This window comes from Providencia sp. 2024EL-00732 (genome assembly GCF_044006275.1).
GTDB classification, from domain to species: Bacteria; Pseudomonadota; Gammaproteobacteria; order Enterobacterales; family Enterobacteriaceae; genus Providencia; species Providencia huashanensis.
The window spans coordinates 225553-246265 of the sequence record NZ_JBIPDG010000001.1; the positions used below are offsets into that span (position 1 = coordinate 225553).

Sequence of the window (20713 nt, forward strand, 5' to 3'; positions counted from 1 at the left end):
TAATGGCGAAGAATAATGATGTTGCATCTGTTTTAGCATTTGAAAAAAAATTGGTTCCATCTGATGGTTATTTTTATGGTACTTGTTGGGAAAATAAATCGCATTTTACCCCTTTATCATTACAAGAAAAATCGGTACGGGGTACTATTTCCAATCGCTTAAAAGGTGCGGTAAAAAATGATCCTTTAAAGCTAAACTCTGAGGTGGAAAAAGCCAACTTACAAACAGTCGATGCCTGTGCGTTAGGAACTGAGCAAGATACTTTAGTTCATCAATTCACCTTAAAAATACTTGGTGGAGTTGAGACACCTTCTGCGTGTAATAACGTGTTATTTAAAAAAGGTTATGTGCAAGCAGCAAAAGGTTATATTGAAAAAGAAGGCTTTCGTGAATTAGGTTATCGTTATGCGCAGAATGTCGCTAATGGGCGCTTTTTATGGCGTAACCGAGTAGGTGCCGAACATATCGAAGTGGTTGTCAAAGTACTTAATAAAGGGCAATCAATGGAATGGGTTTTTGACGCCACACAATATAGTATTCACCAATTTGATACTCAAGATGAAAAAGTGGCTCAATTAGGTGAGAAAATTGCTACCGCTTTAGCTCACCCTCAAGGTGCATTATTATTAGAAATTACCACTTACTCTCAACTAGGCAAAGCACAAGAAGTTTACCCAAGTGAAGAGCTGGTGATGGATAAAGGCAAAGGGGATAAAAGCAAAATTTTATATCATGTGAATGGGCATGCTGCGATGCATTCACAAAAAATTGGTAATGCTTTGCGCTCCATTGACACGTGGTACCCCGCGTATGGAACTGAAAGTGGTGCAGGGGCTATCGCAATTGAGCCTTATGGCGCAGTGACGAATTTAGGTACCGCTTTTCGAACGCCAAAAGATAACCAAGACTTCTATACCCTATTCGATAAATGGGCTCGCGGTGAAAAATTATCACGTATTGAAGATGAGCATTATGTGATGGCAGTTTTAGTGCGTGGCGGTGTGTTTGGTGAAAGTGATAAATAAGGTGAAATATGAATTATTATCAGGAGGTCACTTTATTACCTGACTCAACCGTTTCAGTGGATTTTTTGTGGCAGAAAGTTTACCAGCAAATTCATATTGCGCTGGCAGATAACCAAACGGCTGAAGGCCAAAGCGCTATTGCTGTTGCATTTCCTGAATATGGTAGCGTTGGTTTTCGCTTAGGTAGAAAAATCCGTTTGCATGCTAAAACACCAGAGGAACTTGAGCAGCTAAATTTACCGAAGTGGTTAGCAAGGTTAATGGATTACGCTCATATTAAATCTATTCAAACCGTGCCAGAGCAAAGTGTTCCTGTCAGTTATATTCGACGACATGTAAAAGGCCAAAACCGGATAGAAGCCGATATGCAGCAAAAAGCACGTTTATGGTCTGAAAAATCAGGTCAGTCAGTGGCGCAGTGCTTGGAAGTGTTATCTAAAAGTCGGCCGAAAGCCAATAACCGTTTACCGTTTATTTGGGTTACAAGTTTACATGCAAAGAATGAGAAAACAGGAAGCCGGCCTTTTCCACTCTTTATTGAAAAAGTGATAGCAACACAAATGCAAGCTGGGATGTTTAATTGCTATGGTTTAAGCCAGCTTTCAAATGACCAAACGTTGGTTGCAACGGTTCCTCATTTTTAACCATTATTTTTTGTTCTTTAAAAAATAACTTTTAAATCAGTATGTTATAAATATTCATAAATTAAAGGGTATTTTATAATAAATACCCTTAACTAATTGTTATAGCATGATTATTATATTAAATTGCATAGTTCACTGCCGTATAGGCAGCTTAGAAATAACGTCCATCCACCAGCCGCCTGCGGGCGGCGTTCACTGCCGTATAGGCAGCTTAGAAATGTAAGGTGGGAACAGGAGAGCGCACGAGGGAGTTCACTGCCGTATAGGCAGCTTAGAAATAACAGTAAGGCTGAAAAATCAGATTATGTAGGTTCACTGCCGTATAGGCAGCTTAGAAATATTATTCTATCCAATTACCTTGTAATAGATAGTTCACTGCCGTATAGGCAGCTTAGAAAAGCATTACGGCCTAGCTCTACAATCGTTCTAAGTTCACTGCCGTATAGGCAGCTTAGAAATCTGTAATTCGAGGAACAATATCGATATTACTGTTCACTGCCGTATAGGCAGCTTAGAAACTAATGAAGCGTCTTTATCAAGCTTGTTAATCGTTCACTGCCGTATAGGCAGCTTAGAAATGTCGTACCATTAACAATGAAAGACCCTATTGGTTCACTGCCGTATAGGCAGCTTAGAAACTGATGAAATCATTTCGCTATCATCAAAAATGGTTCACTGCCGTATAGGCAGCTTAGAAATTACGGATATACATATCCCGACGAACAAAATTGTTCACTGCCGTATAGGCAGCTTAGAAAGTAAATTCGATATCGAATATCTCAAACGAATGGTTCACTGCCGTATAGGCAGCTTAGAAACTTAGTGCAGGTAATGCAATAGCTATGATTGCGTTCACTGCCGTATAGGCAGCTTAGAAAACTTTCGGATTAAGCTGTCGTGCTTTTTCCATGTTCACTGCCGTATAGGCAGCTTAGAAATTAAGGAATTCCCTGACGGGCAAGGGTTATCTGTTCACTGCCGTATAGGCAGCTTAGAAAAAATGAAGCGTATAGTCGGTAGCCCAATGCGTGTTCACTGCCGTATAGGCAGCTTAGAAAAGTGGATTAAAGAGCTTAATTTATCAACTTAAGTTTACTGCCATATAGGCAGTTTAGAGAAGAATATTAAAGAATAGATATCTAGATTCTCTAATTGGTGAAAAAAATAAATGTGAGTTAAAGCTAGTTTTTTGTGAAATAAGTAGTTATACCATCTTTATCTTAAGTTAAATTTAATATCAAATATAATACGTATCTATCATTCGATAGCTTAGAAATGAAATATAGAACGGGTATTATATTACTGCCACAAAGGCAGATTTTGATTAGAGATAAATACCTGAAAAATAGACCGGGTAATCAGATAATAATAGGGATAACTAGGAGGGGTTATGAGCTTTGAGTTTGAAATAAATTGTTATTGGTTTTCAATCATCATTCGATTTTATAAATAATTTTATAAACCTGCATTTAATTAAAAAAATACAAACATCACGACTCAAATAAACAAATTAAACATCAATGACAATTGCTCAAAAGCTTGGTGGATAAGGCGTTCAGTATATCGGGGAAGGATGGAGATAATTACCCCTAGCATACTGATACCTATAGTTAAGGTGAGGGGGAAACCCACCACAAATACGGACAGTTGTGGGGTCATACGGTTTAGGATACCGAGCGCAAGGTTGAGAATTAAAAACAATGTAATAAAAGGCAGCGCTAACATTAACCCATTAATAAATAAGGTATTGGCAAATTGAACAAATACCCAAAAACCGTCTCTATTCAGTGGGGCTGTTTGAATGGGGATCAATTCAAATGAATTGACGATAATATAAATTAACCATAAATGGCCATCGAAGGCGAGAAACAATAAAATAGTAATCACATTGAAGATGCGCCCTAAAATAGGCATATTGGGCCCACCGGTTGGGTCAAAAAAGGTCGCGAAAGATAACCCCATTTGCAAACCAATGACTTCTCCTGCATGGCGAACCGCGGCAAAGGCGATTTGCATGGTTAAACCCATCGCCACACCAATCACAATCTGTTGCACAATGACCCATAACCCCATTGCAGAAAATAGGGGAATATTTACCACGGGAAGTTGCGGGGAAACAATCAACACGACAAAAAAAGCAAGGGCAACTCGAACCTTGGTAATGGCTTGTTTTTCATTAAAAAAGGGCGCTGTTCCGAGCAGCGCCAAAAGGCGTATGAAAGGGTAAAAACCTTGGCTCAACCAGAGCGTGAGCGTTTCACTGGTAATGGTTAACATTGCTAGCCAATAATAAAGGGTAAATTACTAAGCAACGTTCGCATATAGTCGGTTAGTAGGTTGAGCATCCAAGGCCCCGCAATGATGATCACTGAAATGACTGACAAAATTTTAGGGATAAAAGATAAGGTCATTTCGTTAACCTGTGTTGCGGCTTGCAGTAAGCTAATAATCAACCCTGCGGCTAGTGCCGCCAGTAATAATGGAGCCGCTAGCATTAAGGCAATTTTCATTGCTTCAGTGCCCATTGCCATGACAGATTCAGGTGTCATCGTTACTCCTAATTAAAAAAGCTTTGCGATAATGAACCAAGTAATAATTGCCAGCCATCGACTAATACAAACAGCATTAATTTAAAGGGAAGTGAAACGGTTGCCGGTGGAACCATCATCATCCCTAAGGCCATTAAGACGCTAGCAACAACCAAGTCTATGATTAAAAATGGAATAAAAATGGTAAAGCCGATTTGGAATGCCGTTTTTAATTCACTGGTGATAAATGCGGGAACGAGGATCCGTAAAGGAACATCCTTCGCCTCTTGAATCTCCCCCACTTTGGCAATACGAGCAAAAAGCGCTAAATCGGATTCGCGAGTTTGCCCTAACATAAAGGTCCTTAACGGGGCAGTCCCTTTTTCTAGTGCGACTTCAAGGCTGATTTTATCTTCGCTAAAGGGTTGGTATGCTTCACGATAAACTTGGTCGGCAACGGGGGACATAACGAAAAAGGTCAAAAACAACGCTAAACCTAATAATACTTGGTTTGGTGGTGCAGAGGGTGTCCCTAAGGCATTTCGTAATAAACCGAGAACAATAATGATGCGTGTAAAACTGGTCATCATTAAGAGTAAGGCGGGTATAAAGCCTAACAGGGTTAAAAATAGTAAGGTTTGAACGGGTAATGACCAAGTTTGGCCTCCATCGGCTAAACTATGGCTGATAACGGCAGGGAGTGCTGCTGATGCAGAACTTGGCAATGCAAATAGAAGCACAGCAATCATCAGTAGGGATTTACGTGGTAACATGTGTGCTTCCAATTACTTATACAAAGGTGTTACTGATGCCGCATGATCCGCCGCATCTTGTTTTTTCTTTAATACGGATTGGAACGTAAGGGGCTCAATAACTGAAGATACAGTGGTTTTATCTTGTGCAGGGTATTGATGTAACAGGCTAATATTTTGAGCTGTCACACCTAATACTAAACACTCGTTATTGACTTCAACCACGACAACCCGTTCTTTATTGCCTAATGAGCAACTGCTTGTCACTTTCACAATTTGCTCTTTCCCCATTTTCTTCGGGGCAAAACCCAGTTTTTTAACCAACCAAGCGCCAATCAGAATCAATAAAATAATGACCCCCAATGAGCCTGAAATTTGCGTTAAGCTATTACTATGGTCGATAGCTGGCGCATTCAATTCACTGGAAGGAACGCTAGTTGACAAAAAAGGCACGGATGCTGGTGCCTGTTCAGCTTGGTTGGTTATTGCCATTTTCAGTGACTCATATTGTCTATTAACGGCTTAAGCGGCGCATACGTTCGGATGGCGTAATAATATCTGTAATGCGAATACCATAATTATCTGAAACGACGACGACTTCCCCTTGAGCGATTAAATAACCGTTAATTAAAATGTCTAATGGCTCGCCAGCTAAACCATCGAGAGAAACGACAGAGCCTTGAGACAAACTGAGTAGTTTTTTGATGGTCATTTTAGTACGCCCTAGCTCAACGGATAGGCGAACTGGGATATCCATAATCATATCGATGTCGGACAACTGATTTAATGGATTCTGCCCATCAAGGTTATCAAAAGCCTGTGCACCAGCTGAGGCGGATTCCGCTTTTTTTTGCTGTTCCAGCGCTTCAGCCCATAGGTCTTCACTAGCGTGATTGGTTGATGCATCAGGAGAGTTCTTCGCCTCACTCATTGGTACTTTCCTCATCTAGAGTGTTTAAAACAGGGTTAATCAAATGTTCTACACGCAACGCATATTGGCCATTTTGAGTTCCGTATTGACTGGTTAGTACAGGAACGCCATCAACATTGACAATGAGGCGGTCAGGCTTCTCAATAGGGAGCACATCCCCTTTTTGCAGTTGCAGTAAGCGAGAAATTCGCATTGGAATGTCAACAAAATTGGCAACCAATTCAAGTTCAGAACGTTTTACTTGTGTGACGAGATTTGTCACCCAAGTTTCATTTTCTTGGTGCCCTTGTTCCATTGGTGGGTTAATTAAACGCTCACGCAATGGTTCAATCATGGCAATGGGAATACAAATACTAAATTCACCAACCGTATTGCCTATCTCAACTAAAAATGGCGTGGTTACCACAATGTCATTTGGTGATGTGGTGATATTAGTAAATTTAACTTGGATTTCGGAGCGTACATACTCTACTTCTATATCCGCTATTGGTCTCCAAGCATCGCGATAAGCCCCTAATGCTAACTTCAACATTCGGTTAATAATCCGTTGCTCAGTATTGGTAAATTCTTTACCTTCCTGACGAACAGGAAAACGACCGTCTCCCCCAAATAGATTATCAACCGCGATATAAACGAGAGCAGGCTCAAAGGTAAAGAGCGCAGTGCCCCGCAATGGTGGCATGTGAATTAAATTTAGGTTGGTTGGTACTGGTAAGTTACGAGCAAACTCGTGATAAGGTTCAATTTTAATTCCGCCCACCGTGATATCCGGACTACGGCGTAACATATTGAATAACCCCATACGGAATTGGCGCGCAAAACGTTCGTTAATGATTTCAAGAGACTGCATTCGCTCCCTGATGACCCGACGTTGCGTATTTGGGTCGTAAGGGCGAATATTATCTTTTCCTTGATTCTCTGGCACCGGCGTATCGTTTGAAGGCGCATCATCATTAAGAAGCGCATCAATTTCAGCCTGAGATAAAATATTATCGCTCATGAATATTACCGCAGAATAAAAGTAGTAAATAACACATCAGAAATATCCTGATCGGTATCCCCCGGGATCAGGGTAGGGGTGAGTGTTTGCTTAATGTCTTTCATTAGCTGCAACTTGCCTTCATGAACTTCAATATTTTTTGATTTTTGTTCTGATAGTAATAGTAGTAAGCGACTACGTACTTCAGGGAGATATTCATGAAGTTGTTTACGAGATTTTTCATTTGCAAGTCGCAAGGTTATATGAATATAGAGCACACGATCAGGGCCATTATCAGCACCGGCTAAATTCACGGTAAATGGCTCTAACTCCATAAAAATGGGTTGTGGCATGTTCGGACGTTTTTCTTCTTCACTAGCCGTTTGAGTGTTTTGCTGTGTCGTCCACCAGGTGTAACCACCAAAACCAGCCCCTGCTAAGGCAATAAGGGCAAGCAGAATGATCAACCCTTTATGAGAACTTTTTGATTCTTTGCGTGACGACATGTTAGCTGAATTCCTGTTTCTTGGATGCTAAACCCAAATGGGTTTTTTACTTTATGATCTCTAGCATTATCGCTTGATTGCTAAGAGTTAAAGGAGTGAAAAACGAAACAAAAAGGCGGTAACTCGGCGCTTTAGCTAGGAAATTACCGCATTTCGTTTACTTATTATGCAAAAGTGTTAATCCCACCTTGCCTAGATACCGACTTTTGAGCGGCAACAGAAGCATTCGCTTCACTGATACCAACGGCACCGGCCGTTGCATGAGTAGCTTGAATATGGCCATCATGTTGATGCGTGTTGTGCTGTTGATTATCTGATGAGTTACCCAAGTTATCTTGCCCCACAGAGCCTTGAGCTAAGTGAATGCCACTTTCTTGTAGCGCATTACGTAATACAGGCATCATGGACTCCATCGCGGCGCGAACATGGCTGTGAGGCGAAACAAAGTGCATGACGGCTTGGTTATCTTCAATGCGTAAATGCACATTGAGTGAGCCTAACTCTTCAGGATGTAAGCGAATTTGCGCCTGAGAAACACCTTGTCGGGAGAAAAATAACATGTGTTGGCTTAACTGTTGTTGCCAAGCTTCGCTGCCTAATTGGCTAGTGAGATGCAAGGTTGGCGCTGCGGTCGGAGCGTTCATTGCAGCGGCTTGTGCGACAGAGGTTGTTGGCATCATGCTAATTGGTTGAGTTGATGTCTGGTGTGTTGTGGCCGTGGTAAAGGCACTCGTTTCGCTTTGTGTGACAAAAGCACCTTTCCCGTTTGAACCAAGCATATCAGTCGAAAAAGTGGGTAGGCCAGACTGCGGCTCTTTATCGCTCACTTTTTTATTTAATGGCATAAAATCCGCTGTCAGGTTTTTACTACGAACGTCACGTTGATTATCTAACGGTAAAAGGGGCTGATCGCGACGCTCATCCTTTTCGTTTTTAATAAACGCCGTTATTGCCGGTTTATCTTCTTGTTCATCAAGCACTAATTGGCTCTTATCTAGCAGTTTGTCACTAGTTAGTGTGATATCTTCAAGGTCACCATTTAGTTGCTGCATCTTTTGGTTAAACGCGCCTAACTTAGGGAGCGACTCAGCGGCAAGTTGCCCATTAGCTGATGGATGTATTTGACTAGAAAGCGATAACTTTAAATTATTGAGCCAAGGTTGTTCGCTTGAATTCTCCCCGACTAACAGCTCAGATTGTAGAGCGGTTTGTACGCCGTCACCTCTAAGATTGCGGGTGAAATTAAGCTGCTCAAGGGTGTTCTCACCATGAGTGGGTGTTTTGCTTGCCGGGGACGCGCTTGTTTTATCTGAAACCGCTAACTTATCGGCGACAATTTCTTTATTCAGCGCTTGTTCATCAACGGCCGTGTTTACAGCCGTATTTTTGGGCGCGGGTTGTTGGTTATCAAGTAGCGCTTGAAATGGTAATGCGGGAGCTTGGTTTTCGTCATCCTTGGGGCCATTTTGCTGTTCATTAGCACTTTTTATGGTCTTTGCTGGCGGTGCAACAGGTACGATAGTCGCGTTGATGTCCATTTATTGTGGTCTCCGTAAAGTCGCTCGTTGGGCAAATTCATCCATTTGTTTTTGCTCTATACGATTTTGACGTTGATGTTCGGTGTGTTCAGCGCGTTGTATCAAAGTATCAAACGCATTGACTCGTTGTTGTTTTTCTTGCCAATGACGATTAGCCTCATCCACTTTTTGTTCCCACAAATTAAGTTGTTGCTGCTGTTGTTCAATGGTTAGCTCTAACGTGACGAGAAATTGCTGGTAATTTTGCCATTTATCGGAGGCCATTCCGCTGTGCAATGTCTGGTTTAATGTTTGCCGATATTCGGTTTGATAATTCTCCAGCATGGTTAATTGTTGCGCCATTTGTGTATGAGTTTGGCGTACTTGCGCTAACACCTTTGCTGCCTCTTCGGAGGCTTCTACGGCTAAACTGAGTAATGTCGTTAAGGCATTGTTATTGGCCATTTATCCCCTCGTTACTCGCTAGGTACCACTTGCTGTAATTGCTCGCAAGCAGTTTGGTAATCACAACGTTCATCAATATCTTGCTGTAAAAACTTAGACATACGTGGGTAATATTGAATTGCAGTATCCAGCATTGGGTCACTTCCCATTGCATAAGCCCCCACGTTGATTAAATCGCGGTTGCGTTGATAGCTAGAGGTGAGTTGTTTAAAACGCTGAATTTTTCGGTAATGTTCTTTTGGGATCAGTTCAGTCATTGCACGGCTAATGGACGCTTCAATGTCAATAGCTGGGTAGTGCCCTGACTCTGCTAAAGAACGAGAAAGCACAATGTGACCATCAAGGATGGCGCGAGCAGAATCTGCGATCGGGTCTTGCTGGTCATCGCCTTCTGTTAATACGGTATAAAAAGCGGTGATCGAGCCGCCATTCTTGCCATTACCTGCGCGCTCAACGAGTGCGGGTAGCTTGGCAAAAACAGAAGGGGGGTAGCCTTTCGTTGCTGGTGGTTCACCGACGGCTAAGGCGATTTCGCGTTGAGCCATACTGTAGCGAGTAAGGGAATCCATGATCAGCAACACGCTGAGGCCTTGATCGCGGAAATATTCGGCGATACGCGTGGCATAAGATGCACCTTGCATACGTAAGAGGGGGGAAACATCAGCAGGTGCAGCAACCACCACTGCACGTTTTAAACCGTCAGTGCCTAAAATATTTTCAATAAAATCTTTAACTTCACGGCCACGTTCCCCAATCAGCCCAACGACGATGATATCGGCTTGGGTAAAGCGTGCCATCATGCCAAGTAATACACTTTTCCCTACGCCTGAGCCAGCAAACAGGCCCATGCGTTGCCCTCTACCCACAGTCAATAACGCGTTGATTGCTCGTACACCGACATCGAGCACACTACTGATTGGTGTGCGTTCAAGAGGATTAATGGGGGGTGTGATTAATGGGGCTCGCGTTTTAACTTCGAGTGGGCCTTTGCCATCTAATGGGGTGCCTTGTGCATCAAGCACTCGCCCTAATAGTTCATTACCAATAGGGAGTAAGCGGCTGGTTTGCCCGTCATCCCCCGTTGATTGAGCATAGACACGAGCACCTGGGGAGATACCTTCGAGGTCGGCTAATGGCATCAACAACATTCTAGGCCCACTAAAACCGACGACTTCACACACAACTTCGTCTGTACCGCCATTAATGGAGCGTTCAATAAAGCAGGTTGCCCCTAAGGGCATTTTAATCCCCTCGGCTTCCATGACTAAGCCCGTAATTTTTGTTAGGCGGCCATAACGGCGTACCATCGGAATGCCTTTCATCCGCGATTCAAAATCGTCAAGCGAGGCAATCCAGCGTCCCAAACGTGCGGTCATGTAAAGCTCTCCGGTGCATATAAACGGCACAATTCTTGCCAACGTGTTGCGACGGTCATATCGATTTCGCCATCTTCAGCGACCACACGACAACCCCCAATATGCAGCTTAGGGTCTGCGACTAACCGCCAACCATTCAGATTTAAGAGTGAACCAAGGTGCTGTTCAATCAACTCAAAATGATTGGGGTTAACATGTAATTCTGGTTGACCCGCAAAAATAGGTTTTTGCTGTAATAAGTTACTGATTTCCTCAAGTAATGCAGTACCATCACATACAGTAGATTGACCCAACACTTGTTTTGCAGCGGTTAATGCAATTTGTAGCAGCTTTGTGGTAACAACCGTATCAAAGGTATCAAGAGAATAATTGAACTCAGATAACAATTTTTGCCATGTTTCAATGACGGGTTGTTGCAAAGCAAGTGCTTGCTCACGCCCTTGCTCTTCACCAGCACGTAAACCTTGTTCAAACCCGGCTTGATAACCCTCTTTTTGGCCTTGTTCATAGCCTTGTTGATAACCTGTACGCTGCGCATCTTCTTTTATGTTATCGAGTAAGTTGATTTGCTCTAAGACTTCTTTCGGCTCTAAGCATGGCACTTTTGGTGCGTCTGGCTCAGGAGCTTCATTTAAAGTTGAATTAAGATCCCATTGGTTAAGCTCACGCAGTTGCCAAGGCTGCCATTGGTCGTTAGGCGTTGTTGAATTAGACATACACATCGTCTCCACCACCGATGGCGATTTCGCCTTTTTCTACTAAACGACGAACGATAAGCAGGATCGCTTTTTGCTCGTTTTCCACTTGGGACATGCGAACCGGTGAACGCGATTCCAAGTCGTCGCGAACAATTTCGGCAGCGCGAACCGCCATATTGTTGAGGAAGTGGTCGCGCAGGGCTTGATTGCTGCCTTTGAGGGCAATGACCAGTGAGTCGGTTGACACTTCTTGCAAAATACGTTGGATACTGCGGTTGTCCACTTCGATAAGGTTTTCGAACAGGAACATTTCATCAATAATGCGTTGAGCCAATTCGCCATCGTAATCCCGCATTGCATCGATAACGCTTTCTTCTTGTTGGCTTTTCATTAAGTTGATAATTTCTGCTGCTGTTCTTACGCCACCCATTTTGCTGCGTTTGAGGTTTTGGCCGTCCAATAAGTTGTTTAAGACTTCGGTCAGTTCCGCTAGGGCTGCAGGTTGCACTCCACCAAAAGTAGCGATACGTAGCATAATGTCATTGCGTTGGCGCTCTTCAAATAATTCAAGTACGTCCGCAGCGAGGTTACGTTTCAAGTGAACTAAAATTGTGGCGATAATCTGTGGATGTTCATCACGGATAATATCGGCAACGGTTTGTGGCTCCATGTAGTTGAGGCTTTCGATACCTGAGGTGGTTTCTTGTTTTTCAAAGATATCTTCAAGTAAGCTAGCTGCGCGTTCCTCACCCAACGCTTTGACCAGTACCGAACGCAGGTAATCATTTGTGTTGATATTTAAGGCCGCGAATTGAATTGCTGACTCTTCAAATTCAGTTAGCACTTCCGCAAGTTCGTTATTGGAGATTTGGCGCATGTTAGACACCGCCATACTCAATTGTTGAACTTCTTTAGGGTTTAGATGCTTAAATACTTCCGCAGCCTGATCTTCACCGAGTGTCATTAACATTACGGCACTTTTTTCTGTTCCACTTAAACTCATAGGGATTTTCCTAACCACTGACGGATAACCATTGCCACGACTTGTGGGTCTTTCTCTGCCATTTCACGTATACGTTGGCTTTGGATCTCTGCACTAACACGCTGGCGAGTAAGACGGCGGCGTGTTTGCTCATCCATGTCTTCGTTTATTTCTTCATCTACCACGAACGGTGCTTTTGCCTGAGTTGCGACAAAAATTTCAGCATCAACTTGGGCTTGTTGTGTTTTACGATATTTAACCCATTGAGGTTTGATACCGAAGCGCCACATAAACCAAGCAATGAGGGTGATGAGCAATATTTTTCCGTAATCCAAAAGTTGTGTAATCAACTGTGGATTGGACAGTAATGATGGCTCTACTTCAACAGGCGTATCATCAGTAAATAAGGAGTTAGTGATGTTGATTGAGTCTCCTCGTGCTGAAGAAAAGCCCATCGCTTCTCGTGTTAACGCTTCAATTTGCTGTAGCATCTCTGGCGGCAATGGTTTCATTTCTGGCCCATTTTCGCCTTCTTGTGAATGGTAATTAACAATAACTGCGACCGAGAGCCTATCAATGACGCCAATTTGCCGTTGAGTATGGCTAATTTTGCGATCTACTTCGTAATTTGTGGTTTCATCGCTTTGCGAGTTAGTCGTGTTATTACGGTTATTGGTGGTTTGCTGTGCGTCTTTATTGTCTTTGTTAGTTTCAATTGGCGCATTCGGTGCGCTAACTGGTTGATTCGACAATGCCCCCGGGACACCGCCCGTGCCGCCATTATTGTTTTGCATACTTTGGCTGTTCTGGCGGGAACGAATAGCGGCGCTGTCCGGTGTTTGGTTCGGCTTATATTCTTCGGAGGTTTGCTCAACCTTGGAGAAATCCATTTGCGCGGTGACTTGTGCATGAATATTGGCACGCCCAACTAATGGTGACAAAATATCTTCAATGCGTTGTTTGAGATGAGATTCCATCTCTTTGGTCATCTTAATTTGTGCGCTATTAGCTGATTGCTGGCTGTTATCATTATTTGTGAGCAAGCGTCCCGCTTGGTCGACTATAATTACATTACTTGCAGTTAATCCTGTTACGCTACTTGAGACCATATGCACAATGGCGCTAATTTGCCCTTCGTCGAGCATTCTTCCAGGTAATAAACCTACCGTGACAGAAGCTGTAGGCAACTTTTGCTCACGGACAAATAGTGTCGGTTTTGGGATTGCTAAATGTACACGCGCACTTTGCACGGGGCTCAACGATTCGATAGTGCGAGATAATTCACCCTCTAAAGCACGCTGGTAGTTAATTTGTTCACTAAATTGGCTAATACCAAACTGTTCTTTATCTAATAATTCAAAGCCAGTATTCCCCCCTTTAGGTAAACCAGATTGGGCGAGCTTCAAACGTAATTCATGCACTTTATCTGCAGGAACTAAAATGGCGCTACCATTATCAGCGATTTGATATGGCACATTCATCTGAGTTAATTGGCTGACAATATCGCCACCATCTTTAGCACTAAGATTACTAAGAAGTACGCGATAGTCAGGACTGCGTAACCAGAGAAGTAGGGCAACAATAATTGAAACAGCTGCAGCCGCCGCAATCATTAACGGTATTTTAGGATCAGCTTTAATACGATCAACTATTGAGGCAAAACCCTTTTTGGCCTCCCCCGTGTCTTTAGATGCGGCACTCATAAATATTCCCTGCTTGGCAGACTACTAGACGGATGAAAATACTTTTGGTGAAACAATGTTATTTCCCTCTTCGTAACGTCACTTTTTCACTTTGCTATTATTTATTGTTTTGTAGGGTTCTAATGACGGAATCAGCCTATAATTTAGGTGTTATTTATCGGCTTCAAGTTAAAAAGGGTGTGGTAGGGTAAGCTTGCTAAATAAATTTGTGACAAAAATTCACACTATATAAGAAGAGAATAAAATGACAGTTCAAGCGATTGAAGGAGTTGTATCACAATTAAATGTTGTGGCAACTCAGGCAACGAACCCAACAAAACCTATAATAGAACCCGTCGGTTTTGCTGATCATCTGGTCGCCTCTGTGAATCAAATAAATAAAACACGTAATGATTCTGCTAAGCAAGTTGAAAACTTTACGTTGGGAAAACAAGATATTTCTTTGAATGATGTGATGGTTGATATGCAAAAAGCGAGTTTAAGCCTCCAAATGGGCATACAAGTCAGAAATAAGCTGGTGGCTGCATACCAAGAAATTATGTCAATGCCAGTGTGATTTAATTACCTGCTTTAATATTATGAATTTATTGCCTTGTCATTGCTTCCTTGGGGCAGTGATGGGGCATTTCTATTCAAAATATCAATTTAGCTGGCATCATTTTCAGTTATCCACACTATATATTATTAACCATTCAAGTTCTCCTTTAGGTTGAAGAGTTAATTTTATTGTTATGGCTAGGCAATTAAAATATGGGGTTCATGGTGTACTTACGTTTTGGGTTACACGTAATTTGTATTTATCAATATTCATGCTTACCTCAGGATGTGGGAAACCATTACTTATCGATTGATAACAATTATTTATTCTGTTTAAATGATTGCATTCTGATTTGTATAGGTGTTATTTATGGAAGCTTCATTTGTTGCTATTCAATTTTTCGGGCAATTATTCCCTACACATCCTTTCACGTTAGCTGAAAGTGTTGGAAAAGCGGTTTCCATTATTATGTTTATACATTAGTGTTGGTGCGGTGGGTTACTTGTGCTTGATAGCGTTTTGATTTTTGGCTGTCATCACAACCATTCTAGTGAGCTTATCGAGGGCATTTTTACGGCTCCCAGCGTTAACAGCCTGAGTGATTTGTCGGTTTATATCTTTATTAATGCCTTTTAATTTTTCCTGAATGGGCCTCTTTCACGTGCTTGTCCGTTAGCCATGTGATTAGTCTCGCTCCATTTCCATAACCTTCATTAAAGTTTCCATTATCACTGACTTTCTTTTTCAAAAGATTTGCGTTCTATTATCCATCTACCAAAACCTCATGAAGAAATAGATAGGGCGTTTAGTGATATGCCACAAGTATGACAAGTGACCATAATAAATATATATTGTCAGGCTAATAAAGAATATAGAGAGATTGATAATGAATACTTTGGATAAATTAAAAACTAAATACCCAAATGCATCGGTATGGTCATTCGGTGATAGCCCCGAACTTGCTGATGAGTTAGTTGCTCTTGTAGTTAATGGGCGTAAAACCGCGTCATGTAGTTCATTGAAATCCTATTTATCTGAAGATTTAATTAAAATTGGTGGCATCAATATTATCCTTAATGGGGCTAAAGAGCCTAAATGTGTGATACGGACAACAGCATTAAAACTAATTAAGTTTAATGAAGTTACTGAAGAGTTTGCGAGGAAAGAAGGTGAGGGTGATTTAAGCTTAGATTTTTGGAGAGCGGGTCATAAGGGCTTTTTTACTCGAGAAGGCTGTTTTTCTGATGATATGGAGCTAGTTGCTGAAGAGTTTGAGCTAATTGAAGTCATTTAAAAAACTTACAAGGCCCGCTTACTGTGGGTTTTTATTGGATGGAATATAAAATAAACATATTTATCCTATGCGCCGTAAACCCTGGTCATTAAACTTCTCTTATAAAGCTAGTTATTTAATGGTTAGTATAATAAAGTTTGCTATCTCTAAATATTTGTGGTCTAATTCGTTCACTGGTTTGGAAGTACAGGCCTATTTATGCTAGTCAGTTTTAAGATGTTCACCATTAAGCGCTATCTCAGATACCTCTTCATTGCGAATTCCTTCTAATTAATTCCCATAAGTAAAAATACCAAACAAACCGCACATATGCCTTATGGCAAAATTAAAAAATTAAAGGAAATTCTATGTCTAATACAATGACTGGTTCAGTAAAATGGTTTAACGATGATAAAGGTTTTGGTTTTATTACTCCTGCTGATGGCAGTAAAGATGTGTTTGTTCACTTCTCTGCAATCCAGAGCGATAACTTCAAATCTTTAGCTGAAGGCCAACAAGTTTCATTTACCATTGAAAATGGTATGAAAGGTCCAGCTGCTGCAAATGTAGTTGCGCTTTAAGGGCACAATAAAAATTTATTTTTATTTTAAATGTCCTTGCTGTAGCGGCTCACAATATCGGACTTCACAGTTTGATATTTCAATAAGTAATCCACATGGTGCAAAATGTATTTTTTGCAAAAGTGCGATGAAAGCTCAAGCTAATTAGCTGCTAGTTAGGTCAATATTTAAAACCTCGCCAAGTGCGGGGTTTTTTGACATTAATAGGTTAGGTTTTTACGATAACTTATTATATGGCTTATATGGCGATTAAATTCCAATAATATATATGCATGATCTTCAGATAATTAATAAAATAATAACCCTATTCATATTATAAAGGCTACATTAAGTAGCCTTTAGTGACGCTAATTCAGCCTGCCTTGGGTCACTATTGAGCCGCTCTTTGTATCGCTTCGCCTCCGGCCTCGACATCTTCACCGACGCCTTTGGTGGTATTACAGGCTGTTAAAGAGAATATAACCGCGATTGAGCATACGAATAAACTGATCTTTTTTAACATATCTTCTTCCTCTCGTTGTAAAAAAACACAAGTCATCAGATAGTGCTTGTTTAATTATAGCAGAATATCAACAGTGTCATTTTTCGCTTATTTTGCCGATGTAAATAAATGAGTATTTCAGGAAATAAAAAGAACCCTGCAATAGGGTTAAGGGATCGCAGGGTATCAAGGTTTAAATACACTAGACTGTCTTATTAGTATGCTATCGAGAGTAATTTATTGCTTGGTTCTATGTACTCAGTGTTTTTAACATTCTTCAGCTGAGAATATTAATGTATAGTTATGGTTAAAAAATGACCAGAATAATTTTGTAAAGGTTTGAGCTAACGTTGCTTGGTCATTTATCCTTTACGCGAGTTTTATCCATGTCACCTAATCACTCAATTAATGTAATTGCCTGATGAATACGCGTTTTTATTGCTCTGGATGGTTATAAAGAGTACATTTTGAGCCTGTATTTCATTCATGGTTATTTGCTGTGCTAACTAAGATTTTGCGTTTCTTATGTGTTCTATTATTGGTATTGCTTGCATTTATATTTGGCGTTTCTCTGAATGTGAGTAAAAACCCGAGCGTTATTGACGGCGCAAAAGCGATGGTTGCTGATTTTATGTATCAACCTCAAGCGGCTAGTTTTAAAAATGTCACGTTTTATTCAAACGGCACTAGCATGAAAAATAAAGTGATTGGTCATGTCTGCGGCGAAGTTTTTACTTTTAAGGATGGGAGCCCTTATAAATATAAACGGTTTATCGTCCAAGTGGCCGCAAGTAAGCAGGGCTCATGCGTGTATTCTTTTCCATTATTTGATTTTGAAGGTGAAATAATGTCAGAGAATGACTTTCAAAAGAGATGGGGTGATAGTTGTGAATAAGATTACGGCTAAAAAATTAATTTTGTCCTATGTGAAGTGTTCTATCGGGTTTGCTTAGGTTAACGATTATATCAAGAAAAAAATGGCTCCGAGTAGGAGCCGAAAGGAATGTATTAAATGAGATTAACATTGGTGTTCACTATACCGCTTCTTTAGTTAGCTTATGAATATATAGTTAAAAATATGTTTCTTTTTGTAAGTTTTTAACAGCAAGAGTAACGTTATCAAAGTTAACTAGACTATATTCTTAAAAATAATTAATAAAATTCAATAAGTAATCTAGAAAGTGAGAGCTGTATTTATCTGTAGATTAGGCACTTATTGGTATTCTAGTTGTATAACCCTATTTCCAAAGCATCAAGGTATTTATTGGTTTTAATTTGCATTTTTACTGATCTAACATGGTTGCAGTGAGTTGATGAGGGCAAAACATGAAGAGAGACGAGGTCATTGATTATATACAGAGCCATTATGGTGTAGCTCCTGAGCACCCATGGGCTAAGCTACCTAAATACCTTGTTTTTCGGCATACAAACAACTCAAAGTGGTTTGCTGTTATGATGAGTATTCCAGCAAATAAATTATATGAAGGTGGAGGGGGTAAGATAATTGACATTATAAACCTGAAAGCTGCCCCTGAATTAGTTGGTTCTTTAAGGCTAAATAAAGGTGTTTACCCTGCATACCATATGAACAAGGAGCACTGGGTGACGGTACACCTGAATAGTGATTTTAATAAGCACGAGCTTACCTTGTTGATCGATGAAAGTTATAAATTAACCTATAAATAGCGGGTTGGTTTGTAAACTTGTTACTGTATTTTTTCTTTAGCGTTATGGTATCCAGTTGTTAGTATCATTTACTACTTTCAAACGATAGATCACTAAAAAGGCATGATGATGAAAAAAATTTTAGTCGCAATGGCTTTTACAGCTTTATTAGTTGGCTGTGATAGCAAGCCTGATGCTCCATTTGGCTTAACTTGGGGGCAGTCAATGGAAAGTATCAACTTTGTTAAAGATGGTAACTGTGAAACGAAAGAAAATATCACAACTTGTAAGTTTGAAAATCAGAAGCCTTTTAATCAATGGTCCTATTCAAATGAACTCACCTTTGATAAAGGAGCGCTGGTCAAAGTTATTTCTACATTCGCGGGGATTGATGGGCGTAATCCCAGTTTCCAGAATTTTAATGAAAAGCTGAATATTGAAGCTGATTTTCTGCAAAAAAATGGTTTCAATGCAGACCTCATCACTAAGATAAAGCAAAATTGCCAAAACAGTGAGGCTTGCGATAAAACAAGTGAGAGGTTCACAACACCTATAGGTAACATTAGTATTTGGCTGACAACTAAATCAACACACAACCCCATTGGGGTTGTAACATTCACACCTTAATACTTTGGGTTATATTAAAAATAACTTGATTGGTCGTTATTTATAATAAATTTAATTTAAATATAAGCGGCATATGGTTATTAAATTAGTAAACTAATGTTATTAATTGGCAGTTAAAGCATTAATGGTTATTAATTAAGGCAGATTAATCTTAATTATGAAATATTGAAAAATGAGCCCAATGGATATTGGGTTGTTTTTTCTCAAAGTCATAATCTTTTTTAGTCAAAAAAAGAGTCTTAGTCTGATTTTTAATTGCTTCATTAATAATATTTAGTTTATTTAATATTTTGATTTAAGTAGGGTTACTTAGTGGGAATTGTTGGTAATTCCTAATTAAATCATTATGTTAAGTATTGCTGTTATACCTGTTTAATGTAATATTGAATTTGTTTGAAATTCCCTTGGTTATATTTATGTTTAAACCGCCAGAGTGGCGGTTTTTTTTTACCATTTATCCGATATCCAAAGCCCACTCTTTTTCATCGCAAAACCAAAAAGTATGCCAACAAGTAATGATTGAATGGTAATTAACCATGCGCCTTGTGTTGCAAAAATAGTGCATGTCCCCACAAAGGTACCGGGTATATAAGCTAGCCACTGTTTTTTGGCTTGAATACACATAAAAAAAGCAACTAAGCCTGTAATAAAATAACCCACATAACTGGGTAGATGTTGAATATAATGGCTACTATTGAGGATCACTAACCCCCAAATAACGCCACTACTAACCGTTAAAGCAGTAATACCAAGCCCTTTAACGCCATCTTTTGGATAAGCAAAATAAGCTGTACAGCCAAGAAAACCAGCCCAGCTAATTAACCCTAAAGAGTCTGCGACCCAAGCCCAAATACCAGAGAGAATGGCGGTGGTTAACGAAAGACAAAATAGTAATTTCACAATATGCACTTTAAGTTATGTAGAGTATATCTCTAGGTTGTATGACTTTAAGTTGATTCGATTCAGCTTTGTGTTCTTTTTAATAGCCTGATGCTGTTAATGGGTATAGCACCAAGTTAACTTATTAATAATAAGGTGATTATTGCTTGAATGAGGAGGATGCCTCCTTGTAAAGGCGAGCATTGTATAGAGATAAATAAAGCGTTGCAATTTGTATCCGCGATTATTTACGCTTAGATCAATTGCAATCGATTACATCGCACAATGGTGTAAAATATCAGCTTAGCTTAAAGGGGATAGCGCTGCGATAAGTGAACCAATATTGATAGAGTGTAAACAGGACGATGTATAGAATGACACTTTTTGCCAATTTTTGATGCAGTTTGTTAAATAACATGGTATTTTTCTGTCAAATTTCACTATACTTTGTTTTTTCAGGGAATTTTAACTCAATTTGTTCACTTTCTTTATCATTAATAGGGTGTTGAATAAATTGCGTTCAATCTAGATGTCATTTTTTGCATATTGTTAGTAAATAAAAA

Annotated in this window: 23 protein-coding genes, 1 pseudogene and 1 CRISPR repeat array; of the genes and pseudogenes, 9 read left to right on the forward strand and 15 right to left on the reverse strand. The window is 40.2% G+C overall.

What is annotated here, in order from left to right; genetic code table 11:
• Nucleotides 1–2 precede the first annotated feature (2 nt).
• The gene (gene csy3, locus ACHB7C_RS00945) at nt 3–1025 is read left to right on the forward strand and encodes a type I-F CRISPR-associated protein Csy3 (RefSeq protein ID WP_042844253.1); all 1023 of its coding nucleotides are present in this window, start codon (nt 3–5) and stop codon (nt 1023–1025) included.
• A gap of 8 nt (nt 1026–1033) precedes the next feature.
• Nucleotides 1034–1669: a type I-F CRISPR-associated endoribonuclease Cas6/Csy4 gene (cas6f, locus tag ACHB7C_RS00950; protein WP_166685259.1), complete on the forward strand. Its 636-nt coding sequence runs from the start codon at nt 1034–1036 to the stop codon at nt 1667–1669.
• Between the two features lie 130 nt (nt 1670–1799).
• Nucleotides 1800–2787: direct repeats of the CRISPR family, unit length 28 nt; unit sequence GTTCACTGCCGTATAGGCAGCTTAGAAA.
• Between the two features lie 379 nt (nt 2788–3166).
• Here the strand turns inward: cas6f and fliR are convergent.
• The 13 genes from fliR to fliF form a co-directional block, all read right to left on the reverse strand.
• Entirely contained in the window at nt 3167–3946 is a 780-nt protein-coding gene (gene fliR / locus ACHB7C_RS00955; protein ID WP_042844251.1) for a flagellar biosynthetic protein FliR, read from the reverse strand.
• A 2-nt stretch (nt 3947–3948) separates the two neighbouring features.
• Nucleotides 3949–4218, reverse strand: coding sequence for a flagellar biosynthesis protein FliQ (gene fliQ / locus ACHB7C_RS00960; RefSeq protein WP_042844250.1), 270 nt, complete (start codon nt 4216–4218; stop codon nt 3949–3951).
• Nucleotides 4219–4226: 8 nt separating this feature from the next.
• On the reverse strand, nt 4227–4946 hold the full coding sequence (gene fliP / locus ACHB7C_RS00965; RefSeq protein WP_173424801.1) for a flagellar type III secretion system pore protein FliP: 720 nt from the start codon (nt 4944–4946) through the stop codon (nt 4227–4229).
• 36 nt (nt 4947–4982) lie between these two features.
• On the reverse strand, nt 4983–5441 hold the full coding sequence (gene fliO, locus ACHB7C_RS00970; RefSeq protein ID WP_198861297.1) for a flagellar biosynthetic protein FliO: 459 nt from the start codon (nt 5439–5441) through the stop codon (nt 4983–4985).
• Nucleotides 5442–5463: 22 nt separating this feature from the next.
• Nucleotides 5464–5880 carry a flagellar motor switch protein FliN gene (gene fliN, locus ACHB7C_RS00975; RefSeq protein WP_042844248.1) on the reverse strand — a complete coding sequence of 139 codons (417 nt, stop codon included), beginning with the start codon at nt 5878–5880 and terminating at the stop codon, nt 5464–5466.
• Nucleotides 5873–6880: a flagellar motor switch protein FliM gene (fliM, locus tag ACHB7C_RS00980; RefSeq protein WP_042844246.1), complete on the reverse strand. Its 1008-nt coding sequence runs from the start codon at nt 6878–6880 to the stop codon at nt 5873–5875. Before fliM ends, fliN begins: the two co-directional genes overlap by 8 nt.
• Nucleotides 6881–6885: 5 nt before the next feature.
• Nucleotides 6886–7365, reverse strand: a complete 480-nt coding sequence (fliL, locus tag ACHB7C_RS00985; protein WP_042844245.1) for a flagellar basal body-associated protein FliL — start codon at nt 7363–7365, stop codon at nt 6886–6888.
• Between the two features lie 164 nt (nt 7366–7529).
• Nucleotides 7530–8903 (reverse strand): flagellar hook-length control protein FliK, encoded by a 1374-nt coding sequence (locus tag ACHB7C_RS00990; RefSeq protein WP_210787180.1) that lies wholly within the window; start codon nt 8901–8903, stop codon nt 7530–7532.
• Complete coding sequence (gene fliJ / locus ACHB7C_RS00995; RefSeq protein WP_042844242.1) at nt 8904–9347, reverse strand: flagellar export protein FliJ; 444 nt, start codon at nt 9345–9347, stop codon at nt 8904–8906.
• An 11-nt stretch (nt 9348–9358) separates the two neighbouring features.
• On the reverse strand, nt 9359–10723 hold the full coding sequence (fliI, locus tag ACHB7C_RS01000) for a flagellar protein export ATPase FliI (RefSeq protein WP_048606797.1): 1365 nt from the start codon (nt 10721–10723) through the stop codon (nt 9359–9361).
• Nucleotides 10720–11439 (reverse strand): flagellar assembly protein FliH, encoded by a 720-nt coding sequence (gene fliH / locus ACHB7C_RS01005; protein ID WP_042844240.1) that lies wholly within the window; start codon nt 11437–11439, stop codon nt 10720–10722. Before fliH ends, fliI begins: the two co-directional genes overlap by 4 nt.
• Nucleotides 11432–12424 carry a flagellar motor switch protein FliG gene (gene fliG, locus ACHB7C_RS01010; protein ID WP_042844239.1) on the reverse strand — a complete coding sequence of 331 codons (993 nt, stop codon included), beginning with the start codon at nt 12422–12424 and terminating at the stop codon, nt 11432–11434. The genes fliH and fliG overlap by 8 nt, the downstream gene beginning before the upstream one ends.
• Nucleotides 12421–14106 (reverse strand): flagellar basal-body MS-ring/collar protein FliF, encoded by a 1686-nt coding sequence (gene fliF / locus ACHB7C_RS01015; protein ID WP_042844238.1) that lies wholly within the window; start codon nt 14104–14106, stop codon nt 12421–12423. Before fliF ends, fliG begins: the two co-directional genes overlap by 4 nt.
• Nucleotides 14107–14350: 244 nt before the next feature.
• On the opposite strand from fliF, the gene fliE reads away from it, so the two are divergent.
• The 4 genes and pseudogenes from fliE to ACHB7C_RS01035 form a co-directional block, all read left to right on the forward strand.
• Nucleotides 14351–14662: a flagellar hook-basal body complex protein FliE gene (fliE, locus tag ACHB7C_RS01020; RefSeq protein WP_042844236.1), complete on the forward strand. Its 312-nt coding sequence runs from the start codon at nt 14351–14353 to the stop codon at nt 14660–14662.
• Between the two features lie 868 nt (nt 14663–15530).
• Nucleotides 15531–15938, forward strand: a complete 408-nt coding sequence (locus ACHB7C_RS01025; protein ID WP_131679924.1) for an ASCH domain-containing protein — start codon at nt 15531–15533, stop codon at nt 15936–15938.
• A 347-nt stretch (nt 15939–16285) separates the two neighbouring features.
• Nucleotides 16286–16498, forward strand: coding sequence for an RNA chaperone/antiterminator CspA (gene cspA, locus ACHB7C_RS01030; RefSeq protein WP_042844225.1), 213 nt, complete (start codon nt 16286–16288; stop codon nt 16496–16498).
• A gap of 7 nt (nt 16499–16505) precedes the next feature.
• Nucleotides 16506–16628: pseudogene (locus ACHB7C_RS01035) on the forward strand (cold-shock protein); the annotation flags it as partial.
• Between the two features lie 240 nt (nt 16629–16868).
• Here the strand turns inward: ACHB7C_RS01035 and ACHB7C_RS01040 are convergent.
• Nucleotides 16869–17000 carry an entericidin A/B family lipoprotein gene (locus ACHB7C_RS01040; protein WP_048606810.1) on the reverse strand — a complete coding sequence of 44 codons (132 nt, stop codon included), beginning with the start codon at nt 16998–17000 and terminating at the stop codon, nt 16869–16871.
• Nucleotides 17001–17556: 556 nt separating this feature from the next.
• Here ACHB7C_RS01040 and ACHB7C_RS01045 point away from each other — a divergent pair.
• The 3 genes from ACHB7C_RS01045 to ACHB7C_RS01055 all read left to right on the forward strand — a co-directional run bounded on the left by ACHB7C_RS01045 (nt 17557) and on the right by ACHB7C_RS01055 (nt 19271).
• Nucleotides 17557–17874: a hypothetical protein gene (locus tag ACHB7C_RS01045; protein ID WP_129465787.1), complete on the forward strand. Its 318-nt coding sequence runs from the start codon at nt 17557–17559 to the stop codon at nt 17872–17874.
• Nucleotides 17875–18305: 431 nt separating this feature from the next.
• Nucleotides 18306–18665 carry an MmcQ/YjbR family DNA-binding protein gene (locus tag ACHB7C_RS01050; RefSeq protein WP_042844222.1) on the forward strand — a complete coding sequence of 120 codons (360 nt, stop codon included), beginning with the start codon at nt 18306–18308 and terminating at the stop codon, nt 18663–18665.
• A 108-nt stretch (nt 18666–18773) separates the two neighbouring features.
• The gene (locus ACHB7C_RS01055) at nt 18774–19271 is read left to right on the forward strand and encodes a hypothetical protein (protein ID WP_048606812.1); all 498 of its coding nucleotides are present in this window, start codon (nt 18774–18776) and stop codon (nt 19269–19271) included.
• Nucleotides 19272–19718: 447 nt separating this feature from the next.
• On the opposite strand, the gene ACHB7C_RS01060 is transcribed toward ACHB7C_RS01055, so the two are convergent.
• Nucleotides 19719–20171: a DUF1097 domain-containing protein gene (locus ACHB7C_RS01060; RefSeq protein WP_166685264.1), complete on the reverse strand. Its 453-nt coding sequence runs from the start codon at nt 20169–20171 to the stop codon at nt 19719–19721.
• Nucleotides 20172–20713 lie beyond the last annotated feature (542 nt).

Bases quoted from the DNA above. Each gene is read 5' to 3' on its own strand.
- csy3 (WP_042844253.1), top strand. From the start codon at position 3: ATGGCGAAGAATAATGATGTTGCATCTGTTTTAGCATTTGAAAAAAAA.
- cas6f (WP_166685259.1), top strand. From the start codon at position 1,034: ATGAATTATTATCAGGAGGTCACTTTATTACCTGACTCAACCGTTTCA.
- fliR (WP_042844251.1), bottom strand. From the start codon at position 3,946: ATGTTAACCATTACCAGTGAAACGCTCACGCTCTGGTTGAGCCAAGGT.
- fliQ (WP_042844250.1), bottom strand. From the start codon at position 4,218: ATGACACCTGAATCTGTCATGGCAATGGGCACTGAAGCAATGAAAATT.
- fliP (WP_173424801.1), bottom strand. From the start codon at position 4,946: ATGATTGCTGTGCTTCTATTTGCATTGCCAAGTTCTGCATCAGCAGCA.
- fliO (WP_198861297.1), bottom strand. From the start codon at position 5,441: ATGGCAATAACCAACCAAGCTGAACAGGCACCAGCATCCGTGCCTTTT.
- fliN (WP_042844248.1), bottom strand. From the start codon at position 5,880: ATGAGTGAGGCGAAGAACTCTCCTGATGCATCAACCAATCACGCTAGT.
- fliM (WP_042844246.1), bottom strand. From the start codon at position 6,880: ATGAGCGATAATATTTTATCTCAGGCTGAAATTGATGCGCTTCTTAAT.
- fliL (WP_042844245.1), bottom strand. From the start codon at position 7,365: ATGTCGTCACGCAAAGAATCAAAAAGTTCTCATAAAGGGTTGATCATT.
- ACHB7C_RS00990 (WP_210787180.1), bottom strand. From the start codon at position 8,903: ATGGACATCAACGCGACTATCGTACCTGTTGCACCGCCAGCAAAGACC.
- fliJ (WP_042844242.1), bottom strand. From the start codon at position 9,347: ATGGCCAATAACAATGCCTTAACGACATTACTCAGTTTAGCCGTAGAA.
- fliI (WP_048606797.1), bottom strand. From the start codon at position 10,723: ATGACCGCACGTTTGGGACGCTGGATTGCCTCGCTTGACGATTTTGAA.
- fliH (WP_042844240.1), bottom strand. From the start codon at position 11,439: ATGTCTAATTCAACAACGCCTAACGACCAATGGCAGCCTTGGCAACTG.
- fliG (WP_042844239.1), bottom strand. From the start codon at position 12,424: ATGAGTTTAAGTGGAACAGAAAAAAGTGCCGTAATGTTAATGACACTC.
- fliF (WP_042844238.1), bottom strand. From the start codon at position 14,106: ATGAGTGCCGCATCTAAAGACACGGGGGAGGCCAAAAAGGGTTTTGCC.
- fliE (WP_042844236.1), top strand. From the start codon at position 14,351: ATGACAGTTCAAGCGATTGAAGGAGTTGTATCACAATTAAATGTTGTG.
- ACHB7C_RS01025 (WP_131679924.1), top strand. From the start codon at position 15,531: ATGAATACTTTGGATAAATTAAAAACTAAATACCCAAATGCATCGGTA.
- cspA (WP_042844225.1), top strand. From the start codon at position 16,286: ATGTCTAATACAATGACTGGTTCAGTAAAATGGTTTAACGATGATAAA.
- ACHB7C_RS01040 (WP_048606810.1), bottom strand. From the start codon at position 17,000: ATGTTAAAAAAGATCAGTTTATTCGTATGCTCAATCGCGGTTATATTC.
- ACHB7C_RS01050 (WP_042844222.1), top strand. From the start codon at position 18,306: ATGAAGAGAGACGAGGTCATTGATTATATACAGAGCCATTATGGTGTA.
- ACHB7C_RS01055 (WP_048606812.1), top strand. From the start codon at position 18,774: ATGAAAAAAATTTTAGTCGCAATGGCTTTTACAGCTTTATTAGTTGGC.